General features: G+C 67.5%; 16 protein-coding genes. 8 read left to right on the forward strand and 8 right to left on the reverse strand.

All coding sequences use genetic code 11. The features are described from left to right. The first annotated feature begins 60 nt into the window (after window positions 1–60). Entirely contained in the window at window positions 61–888 is an 828-nt protein-coding gene (locus LI337_RS05240; protein ID WP_227228675.1) for a proline dehydrogenase family protein, read from the forward strand. Window positions 889–938: 50 nt separating this feature from the next. Here LI337_RS05240 and LI337_RS05245 read toward each other — a convergent pair whose 3' ends face one another. Next, complete coding sequence (locus LI337_RS05245) at window positions 939–1649, reverse strand: helix-turn-helix domain-containing protein (protein WP_227228677.1); 711 nt, start codon at window positions 1647–1649, stop codon at window positions 939–941. Between the two features lie 105 nt (window positions 1650–1754). Between LI337_RS05245 and LI337_RS05250 the strand changes: the two genes are divergently transcribed. The 5 genes from LI337_RS05250 (at window position 1755) to gfo6 (ending at window position 7622) form a co-directional block, all read left to right on the forward strand. Beyond that, window positions 1755–3275, forward strand: a complete 1521-nt coding sequence (locus LI337_RS05250) for an aldehyde dehydrogenase family protein (protein ID WP_227228679.1) — start codon at window positions 1755–1757, stop codon at window positions 3273–3275. 177 nt (window positions 3276–3452) lie between these two features. Continuing rightward, window positions 3453–5000, forward strand: a complete 1548-nt coding sequence (locus LI337_RS05255; protein WP_227228681.1) for an anthranilate synthase component I family protein — start codon at window positions 3453–3455, stop codon at window positions 4998–5000. Then, on the forward strand, window positions 5000–5629 hold the full coding sequence (locus LI337_RS05260) for an anthranilate synthase component II (protein WP_227228683.1): 630 nt from the start codon (window positions 5000–5002) through the stop codon (window positions 5627–5629). The genes LI337_RS05255 and LI337_RS05260 overlap by 1 nt, the downstream gene beginning before the upstream one ends. Beyond that, window positions 5614–6492 carry an aminotransferase class IV gene (locus LI337_RS05265; RefSeq protein WP_227228684.1) on the forward strand — a complete coding sequence of 293 codons (879 nt, stop codon included), beginning with the start codon at window positions 5614–5616 and terminating at the stop codon, window positions 6490–6492. The genes LI337_RS05260 and LI337_RS05265 overlap by 16 nt, the downstream gene beginning before the upstream one ends. A gap of 65 nt (window positions 6493–6557) precedes the next feature. After that, window positions 6558–7622 carry a D-xylose 1-dehydrogenase Gfo6 gene (gfo6, locus tag LI337_RS05270; RefSeq protein WP_227228686.1) on the forward strand — a complete coding sequence of 355 codons (1065 nt, stop codon included), beginning with the start codon at window positions 6558–6560 and terminating at the stop codon, window positions 7620–7622. A gap of 19 nt (window positions 7623–7641) precedes the next feature. On the opposite strand, the gene LI337_RS05275 is transcribed toward gfo6, so the two are convergent. From LI337_RS05275 to LI337_RS05300, 6 genes are all read right to left on the reverse strand, one after another. Beyond that, window positions 7642–7830, reverse strand: coding sequence for a hypothetical protein (locus LI337_RS05275; protein ID WP_227228688.1), 189 nt, complete (start codon window positions 7828–7830; stop codon window positions 7642–7644). Window positions 7831–8125: 295 nt separating this feature from the next. Beyond that, window positions 8126–8935 carry a carbon-nitrogen family hydrolase gene (locus tag LI337_RS05280; protein WP_227228690.1) on the reverse strand — a complete coding sequence of 270 codons (810 nt, stop codon included), beginning with the start codon at window positions 8933–8935 and terminating at the stop codon, window positions 8126–8128. Next, window positions 8935–9369, reverse strand: a complete 435-nt coding sequence (locus tag LI337_RS05285; RefSeq protein ID WP_227228692.1) for an SRPBCC family protein — start codon at window positions 9367–9369, stop codon at window positions 8935–8937. Before LI337_RS05285 ends, LI337_RS05280 begins: the two co-directional genes overlap by 1 nt. 39 nt (window positions 9370–9408) lie before the next feature. Continuing rightward, window positions 9409–9633 carry a DUF7123 family protein gene (locus tag LI337_RS05290; protein WP_227228693.1) on the reverse strand — a complete coding sequence of 75 codons (225 nt, stop codon included), beginning with the start codon at window positions 9631–9633 and terminating at the stop codon, window positions 9409–9411. A 257-nt stretch (window positions 9634–9890) separates the two neighbouring features. Then, window positions 9891–10073, reverse strand: a complete 183-nt coding sequence (locus LI337_RS05295; RefSeq protein ID WP_227228695.1) for a DUF7525 family protein — start codon at window positions 10071–10073, stop codon at window positions 9891–9893. A gap of 87 nt (window positions 10074–10160) precedes the next feature. Next, window positions 10161–10769: a DUF420 domain-containing protein gene (locus LI337_RS05300; protein ID WP_227228696.1), complete on the reverse strand. Its 609-nt coding sequence runs from the start codon at window positions 10767–10769 to the stop codon at window positions 10161–10163. A gap of 102 nt (window positions 10770–10871) precedes the next feature. Here LI337_RS05300 and LI337_RS05305 point away from each other — a divergent pair, with 102 nt between their 5' ends. Both LI337_RS05305 and meaB read left to right on the forward strand, forming a co-directional pair. Further along, on the forward strand, window positions 10872–11291 hold the full coding sequence (locus LI337_RS05305; protein ID WP_227228697.1) for a cobalamin B12-binding domain-containing protein: 420 nt from the start codon (window positions 10872–10874) through the stop codon (window positions 11289–11291). Then, window positions 11288–12361, forward strand: a complete 1074-nt coding sequence (meaB, locus tag LI337_RS05310; RefSeq protein WP_227228699.1) for a methylmalonyl Co-A mutase-associated GTPase MeaB — start codon at window positions 11288–11290, stop codon at window positions 12359–12361. Before LI337_RS05305 ends, meaB begins: the two co-directional genes overlap by 4 nt. Before the next feature lie 135 nt (window positions 12362–12496). On the opposite strand, the gene LI337_RS05315 is transcribed toward meaB, so the two are convergent. Next, window positions 12497–12898, reverse strand: a complete 402-nt coding sequence (locus LI337_RS05315) for a ribbon-helix-helix domain-containing protein (protein ID WP_227228700.1) — start codon at window positions 12896–12898, stop codon at window positions 12497–12499. Window positions 12899–12994 lie beyond the last annotated feature (96 nt).

Consider the following 12994-nt stretch of genomic DNA (forward strand, 5'->3'; position numbering starts at 1 on the left):
TCTGCGTTCGAATTTTTGGTCGGGTGCCTACTTAGGGGCAGTGGCGACACAGCACACGTCATGCTTCCACCGATCGCGAACAACTTCGTCGCGGGGGAAGGTCCCGCGACCGCGCTCGACCACGTCCGAGGGCTGAACGCCGACGGCGTGGCGGGGATCCTCAACCTGCTCGGCGAACACTACGACGACCGCGCGGACGCGGACGCCGACACGCAGGCGTACGTCGACCTCGTCCGGGACCTCGCCGCCAGCGATCTGGACTGCTGTGTCTCTGTCAAGCCGAGTCAGATCGGTCTCGACCTCGGCGACGACGTGTTCCGCGAGAACCTCTCGCGGATCGTCGACGCGAGCGACACCTTCGTCTGGGTCGACATGGAGGACCACGAGACCGTGGACGTGACCCTCGACGCCTACGAGGAACACGCTCGCGCGACCGACGGGAACGTCGGTCTCTGCGTCCAGGCGAACATGCGGCGGACCGACGAGGACCTCGAACGCCTCGCGGACCTGCCGGGGAAGGTACGCCTCGTGAAGGGCGCGTACGACCCGCCGAAGGAGATCGCCTACAAGGACAAGGCACGGGTCGACGAGGCCTACCGCGAGTATCTCGAATACATGTTCCGCGAGTTCGACGGCGGGATCGGCGTCGGGAGCCACGACCCGGCGATGATCGACTACGCCGCCGACCTCCACGAGGAGTACGGGACCGACTACGAGGTCCAGATGCTGATGGGCGTCCGCGAGGAGGCGCAGGTCGACCTCGCGGCAAGCGGCGTCCCCGTCTACCAGTACGCACCCTACGGCGACAAGTGGCTCTCGTACTTCTACCGGCGGGTCCGGGAACGCAAGGAGAACGCGCTGTTCGCGCTCCGGGCCGTGCTGAGTTGAGGCCGTGCCGTCTCGGCGGTCGGTGGAGGAGGTCCCCCCGCGTCTCACGATCAGGGATCGAGTAGTTTCGCCTCGGCCTTCCGGAGGTGTTCGAGCAACGTCGTCTTCGACACGTCGAGGTCGTCTGCGAGTTCGCGGGTGGAGACGCCACGGGGCCACTCGTAGTAGCTCCGCGAGCGGGCGTGCTCGAACACGTCCCGCTGTGTCGGCGTCAGCGAGTCGAGTCGCTGTCCGCGCTCTCCGCGGTCGCGGTCGGAACTGGTGATCGACGCGATCGACACCTCCGCGTCGGCGTCTCGCCGTACCTCGTCGAGTGCGGGTTCGATCTCCGAGCGGTCGCCGGCGAAACAGACCTGCCACTCCTCGCTCCCTCCCTCGATGCGGACCGGCGCACTGTGGACGAAGCCGTGTTCGAGCAGCGTCGGGCAGACCATGTCGTTCGGGTCGTACTCCAGGAAGAACTCCCGGACGACGTTGCCCGGCGCGTCCCGTGCCCGTCCGAACCGCTCCTGCAGTTCGAGCACCTCGCCGGCGTGTGGCGACTCGCTGATCGTCTGGATCAGCGCCTCGACCTCCTCGGTGCTGTCGCCGAACGCGGTGAACAGTCCGTTGACCGAGTGGGTCGCGGTCTTCGGTGTTCGGTAGATCGCGTGTGCCAGGACGCCCCCACCTACCTGTTCCGTCGATTCGATGGCCCAGCAGTCCGGATGCCACAGGTCCAGCGTCAACCGCGTTCCAGCCACGGTCTCTGTCTCGCTCATCGACTATCTCATTCGTGCGCGCCGATTTGTATGTGACGCTCTCACACGCGCCGTCCCGACCATGGTCGGGGCAGGTGCTTCGATGGGTGCCGAGAATCCACACGTATGGCCGAGGCCTACAAGCACTACGTAGACGGCGAGTGGACGACTGGACACGGCGAGGAGACGTTCGAGAGCGTGAACCCGGCGACGGGCGAGACGCTCGGGGAGTTCCACCGGGGAACCACCGAGGACATCGAGCACGCCCTCGGAGTGGCAGACGACGCTTACGACGAGTGGCGCGGACTGTCGTACATCGACCGCGCAGAGTACCTGTGGGACATCTACCACGAACTGCGCGACCGGACCGACGAACTCGGCGAGGTCGTCACGAAAGAGTGCGGCAAGGAGATCAGCGAGGGGAAAGCCGACGTGGTCGAAGCGGCGCACATGGTCGAGTGGGCCGCCGGCAACGCTCGGCATCCACACGGTGACATCGTGCCGAGCGAGATTCCGAGCAAGGACGCGTACATGCGGCGGAAACCGCGCGGTGTCGTGGGTTGTATCACGCCGTGGAACTTCCCCGTCGCCATCCCCTTCTGGCACATGGCCGTCGCGCTCGTCGAGGGGAACACGGTCGTCTGGAAACCTGCAGAGCAGACGCCGTGGTGCGGCCAGATCATCGCCGAGATGTTCGAGGACGCCGGGATTCCCGACGGCGTGTTCAACATGGTCCACGGCTTCGGTGACGCCGGCGCACAGATCGTCGAAGACGACCGCACCGACACGGTCCTGTTCACGGGATCGGCCGAGGTCGGCCACGAAGTCGCCCAGAAAGTCGCCCAAGACCCGGGCAAGCTCGCCGCCTGCGAGATGGGTGGGAAGAACGGTATCGTCGTCACCGAGAAGGCGGACCTCGATACTGCAGTCCACGCTGCGGTCATGTCCTCGTTCAAGACCACTGGACAGCGGTGTGTCTCCTCGGAACGCCTGATCGTCCACGAAGACGTCTACGACGAGTTCAAAACACGCTACGTCGATCTGGCCGAGGACGTCGCTGTCGGCGACCCACTGGACGACTCGACGTTCATGGGGCCACTCATCGAACCCGGCCACGTCGAGAAAGTGACCGGCTACAACGAGTTGGCGAAAGACGAAGACGTGAACGTGCTGGTCGACCGGACGGAGTTGGACGGCGAGGAGATCCCCGAGGGTCACGAGGAGGGCAACTGGGTCGGGCCGTTCGTCTACGAGGCCGACGCACACGCACCCCTGCGCTGTACCCACGAGGAGGTCTTCGGTCCGCACGTCGCGCTTCTCGAATACTCGGGTGACATCGAGGAAGCGGTCGAGATTCACAACGACACGGACTACGGTCTCGCGGGCGCGATCATCTCCGAGGATTACCGCCAGATCAACTACTACCGCGACCACGCCGAGGTCGGCCTCGCGTACGCCAACCTGCCGTGCATCGGCGCGGAGGTCCAGTTGCCCTTCGGCGGTGTGAAGAAGTCCGGCAACGGCTACCCCTCCGCGCGTGAAGTGATCGAAGCCGTCACCGAGCGGACCGCCTGGACGCTCAACAACTCCTACGACATCGAGATGGCACAGGGGCTGTCCGCCGACATCAAGACCGACGACGAGTAACAAGCAACCTCTCGGTACACCGTCCTCCCCGTCTCTCGGGTCTCACTGGCTGCCGGTCGCCTCCCGTCCACTTTCTGCACCGACTCGACCGAACCGCCGCTGCCGCTGGGTTCAAGCGTCTCGGGGGCCAGGAAGAAACAACGACGACCGTCGCTTCCGGGCGACGGAGGACCGACGATGCACACACAGCGCGACGCCGTGGCGGTCGAGACGACCAGCGACGCCTTCGAGCGAGTGGCGGCCGAGGTCACACCCGGTACCCGCGTCCCGGTCGAGATCCGGATCGAGGTCGCCGACCCGTGGGACGCCTACCGGCGCGCCCGCACCGACGAGGGCGGCGTCTACTTCGAGACGACCGGCGGCCAGCCGGGGTGGAGCTACTTCGCCACCGAACCGGTCGTCCGCCACACGGTCGAGTCGGACGAGGTCGACGACGACGTCGTGGACAGCGGGACGGGCGTCGAGACCGGCCCGAGCCTCGACAGACTCACCGAGTGGGTCGACGGCGAGTCGCTCGCGCGCGGCGACTGCGACGTGCCGTACCCCTGTGGCTTCTTCGGGTGGTTCTCCTACGACATGGTGCGGGAGTTCGAGGACATCCCGGACACGACCACCGACGACCGCGGACTGCCCCGCCTCCAGATGGACTTCTACGACCGTGTCGCGGCGTGGGAGGAACCGCGCGGCGACGGGCCGACGACGCTCCGTGTCGTCGCCTGTCCGGTCGTCGGCGACGGTCCCGACGCGGTGGCGTCGGCCTACGACGCCGGCAAAGCGTCCGTGCTCGACTTCGTAGACGCGATGCAGACCGGCGAGCACGCGGTCGAGAGCGGCGAGTTCGACCGCGACCGCTACCGGGTCGAGAGTTCGACGACGAGAGCAGAGTACGCCGATCGCGTCCGCGCCGTCAAACAGTACATCTACGACGGCGACACGTTCCAGGCGAACATCTCTCAGCGCCTGGAGACCGACGTACCGCTCCACCCGGTCGAAGTGTACGACGCCCTCCGGCGGGGGAATCCGGCACCGTACTCCGCGTTGCTGGAGTTCCCCAGCGTCGACCTCGTGTCGGCGAGTCCGGAACTCCTGCTCCACCGCGAGGGCGACCACCTCGTCACCGAACCCATCGCGGGCACCCGACCGCGCGGCGAGACCGACGAGGAGGACCAGCGGTTGGAAGCCGAGATTCGCGACAGCGAGAAGGAGCGTGCAGAACACGCGATGCTCGTCGACCTCGAGCGGAACGACCTCGGGAAGGTCTCCGAGTACGGGAGCGTCGAAGTCTCGGAGTACCGGCGGATCGACCGCTACTCCGAGGTGATGCATCTCGTCTCGAAGGTCGTCGGTCGACTCCGCCCCGACAAGGATATCGGCGACGCAATCGCGGCGGTGTTCCCCGGCGGGACGATCACCGGCGCGCCGAAACCCCGGACGATGGAGATCATCGACGAACTCGAATCGACGCGTCGGGGGCCGTACACCGGCGCGATCGGCATCGTCGGCGTGGACGACCGCGCTACGCTGTCGATGACGATCCGGACGCTGACCCGACGCCACGGGACCTACGCGCTCCGGATCGGCGGCGGGGTCGTCCACGACTCCGATCCGGTCGCGGAATACGCCGAGACGCTCGACAAGGGCCGGGCGCTGGTGACGGCACTGGACACCGCACTCGACGGCCGCGCCGAGTTGGAGATGGAAGACGCCAGCAGGAGGGACCTGTGATGACCAGAGACAGCCAGCAGATGGACGACACACACGCGACCGACAGCCTCACCCAGATTCTGATCATCGACAACTACGACTCGTTCTCGTACAACCTGTTCCAGTACGTCGGCGAACAGGCAGACGAGGTGATCGTCCGCCGGAACGACGCGGTGGACGTCGCCGGCGTCAGAGAGATCGACCCGGACGGGATCGTCGTCTCGCCCGGTCCCGGCACGCCACAGGACGCGGGCGTCTCGATGCCGATCTTCGCCGAACTCGACTACCCGACGCTCGGCGTCTGTCTCGGCCACCAGGCACTGTGTGCGGTCCACGGCGCGACCGTGACGAACGCGCCGGAGGTCGTCCACGGGAAACCCTCGCCCGTGATCCACGACGGCGAGGGCGTCCTCGCCGGTGTGCCGAAGCGGTTCGAGGTCGGGCGCTACCACTCACTGGCCGCAGTACGGGAGACGATCCCGGACTGCCTGCAGGAGACGGCGTGGACCGACGACGGTCGGGACGTGCTGATGGGCGTCCGGCACCGCGAGAAGCCACACTTCGGGGTCCAGTTCCACCCCGAGAGCATCCTCACGCCCGCCGGCTTCGACCTGACGGGCAACTTCGTAGAGAGATGCAGTTCCACGTGAACGGCGAGGTGGTCCCGGCAGCCGAGGCCACCGTCTCGGTCCGTGATCGCGGGTTCATGTACGGGGACGCGGTCTTCGAGACGATGCGGGCCTACGCCGGCGTCCCGTTCCGGTGGGACGCCCACGCCGAGCGACTGGCGAACTCCTGTGACTTGCTCGCCATCGACCACGACCTGACCGACGCCGACCTCCGGAACCGCGTCGACGAGACGCTCGCCGCGAACGACCTCCGGGAGGCTTACGTCAAACTCTCGATCACGCGCGGGGTACAACCCGGAAAGCTGACCCCGGACCCCGTGGACGACCCGGGCGTCGTGGTGATGGTCTCGGAACTCCCGCGCGGCGGCACCGCCGGTGAGGAGGTCTGGGACGACCCGGTGACCGCCGAGTTCGTGGACGTAGAGCGCGTCCCCGACGCGGCCATCCCGGCACGCGCGAAGACGCACAACTACCTGAACGGGATTCTCGCCCGCCTCGCGTCGAACGCCGACACCGCACTCATGCTCGACGGCGACGGGTACCTCGCGGAGGCGGCGACGAGCAACTGTTTCTTCGTCCGGGACGGGACGCTCCACACCCCCTCGCTCGACGGACCGATCCTGCCGGGGATCACCCACCAGACGGTCCTCGAACTCGCAGCCGACGAGGGAATCCCGACCGAGACCGGCCGGTACCGCCCCGACGACCTCCGGGGAGCGGACGAGGCGTTTCTGACGAACTCCACGTGGGAGGTCAGACCGACGACGACGATCGACGGTCGGCGACTGACCGACGACGCTGGACCGATCACCGAGGCGCTGATGGGCGCCTACGACCGTCGAGTGGACCGCGAGCACTACGACCGACGACCCCGCGACGATTGATCGGGCGACGTTTCGCCGGGACGACACGCCGGGAGAACTTTGCCGGACCGCGACGTGTGGCCGGTATGACCCTCGCAAGCGACCTCACGGACCTCACAGCACGCGACTGGGAGACCGGGCCAGAGGGCGTCGTCCGGTTCGCGGTCGTCGGACTCGGCGGCTTCGCGCGGAACGCCGCACTGCCCGCACTCGTGGAGGCCGACTACTGCGAACCGACCGTGGTGGTCAGTGGCTCCGCCGAGAAAGCAGACCGGATCGCGGCGGAGTTCGACGCCGACCACGGCCTGACCTACGAGGCCTACGCCGACGGCGCGGCCCGGGACGCCTACGACGCGGTGTACGTCGTCACGCCGAACGCGCTCCACCTCCCGCACGTCGAGACTGCCTGCGAGTTCGGGAAGGGGATCCTCTGTGAGAAACCGCTGGAGGCGACCCCGGACCGCGCCGAGGCAGTCGTCTCGGCCTGCGAGACGGCCGGCGTCCCGCTGATGACCGCCTACCGGATGCAGACCGACCCGGTCGTGCGCCGACTCCGCGAACTGGTCCGGTCCGGCGGCATCGGCGACCCGATCCAACTGCACGGCGGCTTCTCCATCGACGTCCTCGGCGGGAGTCGCGGGCCGGACCAGTGGCGACTCGACCGGGACCTCGCGGGCGGCGGCGCGCTGATGGACGTCGGCGTCTACCCGCTGAACACCGCGCGGTTCCTGCTCGACGGCGATCCGACCGCCGTCGCCGGGACGACCAGTGGTGACGGTCCCTTCGCCGACGTGGACGAGTCGGTCGCGTTCCAACTCCGGTTCCCGGAGGACGTGACGGCCTCGTTCACCGCCGGGTTCTCCGGCGACGGCGAGCGGTTCCTGACGATCCGGGGGAGCGAGGGCACCGTCGAACTCCGGAACGCCTTCAGCGTCGGCGGGGAGCGCCGGGTTCGGGTTCGGCGCGACGACGGCGAGATCGACCTGACCGGCCCCGGAACCGACGAGGTGCGCGAGGAGTTCGACTACTTCGCCGACGCCGTGCTGTCGGGGTGGGATATCGGCCCCGACGGGCAGGACGGCCTGACCGACGTGCGGGCGATGCAGGGAGTGTACGAGTCGGCAGCGAGCGACGAGTGGGTCGAGTTGTGACACCGAACAGACCGCGAGTTCAACCGAACAGGACGACCAGTCCGTAGGCGAGCAGTGCGACCGCGAGCAGTGTCACGACGAGGACACCGCGCTGGAGCCAGACGAACTGTCGGTGGTGGCGGTCACACACGTCTACCGACCGGTCGCGTCTGACGAAGAAGACCTCCGTCGCCTCCCGATCACAGCCCTCGCGTTGACACTCGACCATGTCCCGGGAGAGACGTGGGCGCGGCTTGTCGGTTTCGTTCAAAGGGTGAGACCGAGAGGCGGGTAGGTCGCCCCCGCCGGGTTCGGGGGCGAACGATCGCCATGGCGCGGTTGTGCCACAGTGGACCCCGACACTGCGGCGGGTGGCGCGGCGGTAGTTGCCGGCCCACGACGAGAAAAGCGTCGTACTCCGGCATGAGAACTCAGGAAGGCATGCTCAATAAAGGCACCGTTACACGTGGGACGGTGTGCGGGTTCCCCGCGGGACGTCGAGCGCACCGGCGGTCGCTGCCAGATCACTCCCAGCGGTCGTCCAGCGCCGGGAACTCCGACCGCACCTCGGCGACCGTCTCGGGGGCGATCTCGGCCGAGACGAGGGCTGGGTCGTCGCCGCAGGTCGCCAGCGGCGTCCCCCACGGGTCGTACACCGCCGAGCGCCCGAGTAGCGTCTGCTCGTCGAAGTCGCCCGAACCGTTGACCACCGCGACGTACGCGAGGTTCTCGATGGCCCGCGCCCGAGGGAGTGTCTGCCAGTGTTCGACACGGGGGTACGGCCACGCGCTCGGAACCAGCGTGAGCGTGACACCCTGCTCGGTCAACTCGCGGTACAGTTCCGGGAACCGCAGGTCGTAGCAGGTCGTCACGCCGAGCGTGAACCCCTCGAACTCGACCGTGGGCAGTCGCTCGCCGGGCGTCAGCAACTGCGTCTCCGCGGAGCCGTAGCCGAACAGGTGCTGCTTGCGGTAGACCGCTCGTCGCCGGCCGTCGCGGTCGAAGAAGACGGCGGTGTTCGCCAGTCCGTCCGCCGACGGGACCGTGAGGCCGGCGTCGTGACTCGCGGTGAGGTCCTCGACGATACTGCCGGCCAACAGGCCGACGTTCCGGTCGGCGGCGACCTCGGCGAGTCGGGAGAGGGTCGCCCCGTCGAGCGACTCGGCCTCGCGCATGTAGGAGTCGAACGCGAAGTAGCCGACGTTGAACAGTTCCGGGAGCGCCACGAGGTCCGCCCCGCGTTCGACCGCGCGGTCGATTGCCTGGACGGCGCGGTCGAGGTTACCGTCGGTGTCGCCGCCGACCACGTCGAGTTGTGCCAGCGCGAGGCGCATCAGGCCGTGACCCCGAGTTCCTCGCGGAGCGCGGCTTCGAGGTTGTCCAGTTCCCGATCCAGATTCTTCTTGAAGAAGCGTTCGACGCCGGGGAGGCGGCCCTCGACGGAGAATTCGTTGACGAGTCGGGAGCCGTCTTCGGTCTCTTCGATGGTGTGTTCGCCGGTGACACGCATCACCTTCGAGCGTCCGACGAACTTGACGTAGCGTGGTGGCTCGCGGGTCACGTCCTCGGTGGCGACGGCGATGGTGGAACTGACGACCGGGATGGGCAGGCGGACGTGCCACGTCGCCTTCCGACCGTCCTCAGCGTCGAGTTCGAAGTCCTCGACGACACTGATGGGTCTCGCGCGTTTCTCCGGGTCCGCGATGAACTCCCACACTCGCTCGCCGGGAACGTCGAACTCGAACGTCCGTCGGACGCGGACAGTCATCGACTGTGACTCAGGGGCGAGAGGTAAAAAACCGCGTGCTTAGCTCACGGTGACGCGCCACGTGGTGGAGCGTGCGCGTCCCCACTTCTCGATCTCCACGTCCTCTGACTTCTCGGCGAGCTTGGGGAGCCGGGACCCGACCTGCTTCGCCGAGAGACCGATGGCCTCGGCGATGTTCTTGGCGCGGAAGTAGCGATCCCCTCGGGACACCGAATCCCGGAGGTACGCCACGATCCGCTGTTCTTCCTCGGTGTATTCGCTCATCCGTGTCACTCCTAAGGCGTTCACGTGCTTAACTCTTACAGCCGTTCCGGTTTCTGCGGAGTCTCCACCGGCCACCCGACGACCGCCCGGTCGGGGGGTCGTCCGGCGAACGCGAGCCGTTTCGACCCCGAGAGGTCGAGTGTGTTTCTCGTGAGTTTGCCTGATGTCGGGAGTCCAGTCGGCACGCTGGCCACGAGCGGTGGCGACGGGAGTCCGGTGTCGGAGGTGGCGGCTTCGACCCCGAGGAGTCTGCCGCGTCAGTTCCAGATCTGGACCGCGACGACCGCGATAGCGCCCGCCAGACAGGCGGCCGCGAAGCCCCACGCTTTCGACATCTGGTCCGGGCCGGCGACCATCACCAGCGCCCCCAGCACCGCGAGAATGGAGAAGACGACCGCGATGCCGAGCCCCTTGTCCGACTGCACGCTCTCGGTTGCCATACTACGACTCTGCCGGGGTCCGCACTTAGTTCATTCGACAGTGGCCGCCGAGCCACCCGCGGTCGCGCCGGCCGAACTCCTCGCCGTTCACCGGGGCACCCAACTGTAGATGTGGTTCAGCATGAAGTACGTCACCACGCCCAGGAACAGCGAGAGCGACCACGCGCCGGCCGCGATCCGCCCGACGCGGGCGTGGTTCGTCGCCTTCAGTTCCGACGGAGTGTGCGTCACCCCGAGGATGATGGCGTACAGCACCACCGGCACCGCGACCACCGAGAGGAAGATGTGGATGCCGAGCATCGAGAGGTACGCGACCTCGACGAGTCCGGCGTAGGCGTACAGGAACTGCCCCTGTTCGATGACGAAGCTCTTCTCGAAGCCCCCGCCGACCTTCCAGAGGTAGAGGACGAGGAAGCCACAGATCAACAGGAACGCCGAGACCATCATCGCGCGGTGCTTCTCGACCTCGCCGCGCCGGATGAAGTACCACCCGGCGAGGAGACAGGAGAGCGCGAGACTGTTCACGACCGCGATGGCGTCCGAGAAGAGGACCACCGTCTCGTTCGACAGTTCGGGGAACAGCGGGATGACACCCGCGAAGGCACCCCCGACCAGCGCGTAGCCGATCACCGACAGGACGGCGGTGATCGCCTTCGGGTGTTCCTTCGCCCGGCCGCTGACGTTGGCGGTTGCCATGGACCGTGGTTGGGACGGACCGGTATTCCGTCTTCGGGTTCGGACGCCGAATCCTCAGGATCGTCCGTTAGAGTCAAACCACACGCAGGCAAAAGGGAGGGTATGAGCGCAGATCAGGAACAGCGAGCGATCAGGTGTCTGATCGCGAAAGTCGGCCTCGACGGCCACGACCGGGGCGCACACGTCATCGCGCGGGCGTTCCGCGACGCCGGGTTCGAGGTCATCTACTCCGGCCTCCACCGGTCGCCCGACGAGATCGTGCAAGCCGCCGTCCAGGAGGACGTGGACGTCCTCGGCATCTCGATCCTCTCGGGGGCGCACATGACACTGGTCCCGAAGATCGTCGACGGCCTGGAGTCGTACGGCGCGTTCGAGGACACACTCCTGCTCGTCGGCGGGATCATCCCCGACGACGACACGGCCGAACTGAAGGAGATGGGCGTCGCCGAGGTGTTCGGCCCGGGGACGCCGATGGAGGAGACGATCCGGTTCGTGCGCGACAACGCGCCCGAGCGACGATGAGCGAGGCCACGGAGCGAGACCTCGTCGCCGACCTCTTGGAGGGTGACCACCGCGCGCTGGCCCGGACGATCACAAAGATCGAGAATCGGAGTCCCGGCTACCGCGATCTTGTCTCCGCACTCCACGAACACACCGGGAACGCGGCGGTCGTCGGCATCACCGGGAGTCCCGGCGCGGGCAAGTCGACGCTCGTGGACAAACTCGCGGTCACCTACCGGGAGCGCGGCCTGACGGTCGGCGTCATCGCGGTCGATCCCTCCTCGCCGTACACCGGCGGGTCGGTGCTGGGCGACCGCATCCGGATGGCCTCGAACGTCGGCGACATGGACGTGTTCTTCCGGTCGATGTCCGCCAGAGGGACGCTCGGCGGCCTCTCGACGGCGACCGGTGACGCGATCAAGGCACTCGACGCGTTCGGCAAGGACGTGATCCTCGTGGAGACGGTCGGCGCGGGACAGAACGAGGTGGACGTGGTGAAGACCGCAGACTCCGTGGTCGTCCTCGTCCAACCGGGGTCGGGCGACGACGTGCAGATGCTGAAGGCCGGCATCCTGGAGATCGGCGACGTGTTCGTCGTCAACAAAGCCGACATGGACGGCGCGGACAGGACCGTCTCGGAACTGGAGGAGATGATCCACATGCGGGACGACCCGACCGCGAAGTTGAACACCGGTCACCACGCCCAACCGACCGTGGCAGACGCGGGGTCCGGTGGCGACGAGGCGACCGACGCGGACGGAGACGGGACGGCCTCGTGGACGCCGGCAGTCGTCGAGACCGTGGCGACCACCGGCGAGGGCGTCGAGGCGTTGATCGAGACGCTCGCCGACCACGACGAGTACCTCGACGAGTCGGGCGAGCGCCGGCGGAAGGCCCGGACACGCGCGGCAGAGGAGATCAGGACGCTCCTGCGGAACGACACCGCCGACCTGCTGGAACGGGAACTCGCCCGTCACGGCGGCGTCGAGTCGCTGGCCGCGTCGGTGGTCGACCGCGAGACCGACCCCTACTCTGTCGCCGACCGGGTCGTCGAACCGCTGCGAGACTGTCTCGACGCGCGCGACGAGTGAGTGGTCCGGGACCTGTGAGTGGTCCGGGCCCTGTGAGTGGTCCGGGCCCTGTGAGTGGTCCGGGCCCTGTGAGTGGTCCGGGCCCTGTGAGTGGTCCGGGGCCTGCGACTGGTCCGGGACCTGCCGGCCCACGAGTCACACGACGCCGCGTTCTTCTAACACCCGGCGGATGCCGGCCCGGATCAGATCACTGTTGTTGGCGAACGTGCCGTCGTCGACGAGATCCTGCATCGCGGTGCGGTAACAGGGCGGGACGCGGACCGTCTCCCGGTGGGTGAGACTCTCCCCGTCGGCTCGCCGGTCGAACGCCGTCTGGCGGACGATGGGTGCGATCCGGAGTCGCTCCGGTGGGACGCGATCGCCGGTCTCCCCGTGTCGCAGCGCGTCGAAGGACCCGGTTCCGGCGTCCCGTCGTTCACAGACCCGACACCGGAAGCCATCGTCTTCCAGTCGCCACGACGTCCCCGCGTGTCCCGCCGGACACTCGTAGGCTCGCCGCTCGTGCCGTCGCTCGATGGTGTGTAACTCCTCGCGCATCGTCACGGTCCAGACGTTCGACGGGGATAACCGCTGTCCGTCGCCCCGGAGTGAAAGTGGCCGATTTCACGAAAGTGGTCGGGGTCGCCGACCCAA

This window comes from Salinirubrum litoreum (assembly GCF_020567425.1).
Taxonomy (GTDB): Archaea; Halobacteriota; Halobacteria; order Halobacteriales; family Haloferacaceae; genus Salinirubrum; species Salinirubrum litoreum.

Coding starts and splice junctions, on each gene's coding strand:
- LI337_RS05240 (WP_227228675.1), top strand. CDS start 61: ATGCTTCCACCGATCGCGAACAACTTCGTCGCGGGGGAAGGTCCCGCG.
- LI337_RS05245 (WP_227228677.1), bottom strand. CDS start 1,649: ATGAGCGAGACAGAGACCGTGGCTGGAACGCGGTTGACGCTGGACCTG.
- LI337_RS05250 (WP_227228679.1), top strand. CDS start 1,755: ATGGCCGAGGCCTACAAGCACTACGTAGACGGCGAGTGGACGACTGGA.
- LI337_RS05255 (WP_227228681.1), top strand. CDS start 3,453: ATGCACACACAGCGCGACGCCGTGGCGGTCGAGACGACCAGCGACGCC.
- LI337_RS05260 (WP_227228683.1), top strand. CDS start 5,000: ATGACCAGAGACAGCCAGCAGATGGACGACACACACGCGACCGACAGC.
- LI337_RS05265 (WP_227228684.1), top strand. CDS start 5,614: ATGCAGTTCCACGTGAACGGCGAGGTGGTCCCGGCAGCCGAGGCCACC.
- gfo6 (WP_227228686.1), top strand. CDS start 6,558: ATGACCCTCGCAAGCGACCTCACGGACCTCACAGCACGCGACTGGGAG.
- LI337_RS05275 (WP_227228688.1), bottom strand. CDS start 7,830: ATGGTCGAGTGTCAACGCGAGGGCTGTGATCGGGAGGCGACGGAGGTC.
- LI337_RS05280 (WP_227228690.1), bottom strand. CDS start 8,935: ATGCGCCTCGCGCTGGCACAACTCGACGTGGTCGGCGGCGACACCGAC.
- LI337_RS05285 (WP_227228692.1), bottom strand. CDS start 9,369: ATGACTGTCCGCGTCCGACGGACGTTCGAGTTCGACGTTCCCGGCGAG.
- LI337_RS05290 (WP_227228693.1), bottom strand. CDS start 9,633: ATGAGCGAATACACCGAGGAAGAACAGCGGATCGTGGCGTACCTCCGG.
- LI337_RS05295 (WP_227228695.1), bottom strand. CDS start 10,073: ATGGCAACCGAGAGCGTGCAGTCGGACAAGGGGCTCGGCATCGCGGTC.
- LI337_RS05300 (WP_227228696.1), bottom strand. CDS start 10,769: ATGGCAACCGCCAACGTCAGCGGCCGGGCGAAGGAACACCCGAAGGCG.
- LI337_RS05305 (WP_227228697.1), top strand. CDS start 10,872: ATGAGCGCAGATCAGGAACAGCGAGCGATCAGGTGTCTGATCGCGAAA.
- meaB (WP_227228699.1), top strand. CDS start 11,288: ATGAGCGAGGCCACGGAGCGAGACCTCGTCGCCGACCTCTTGGAGGGT.
- LI337_RS05315 (WP_227228700.1), bottom strand. CDS start 12,898: ATGCGCGAGGAGTTACACACCATCGAGCGACGGCACGAGCGGCGAGCC.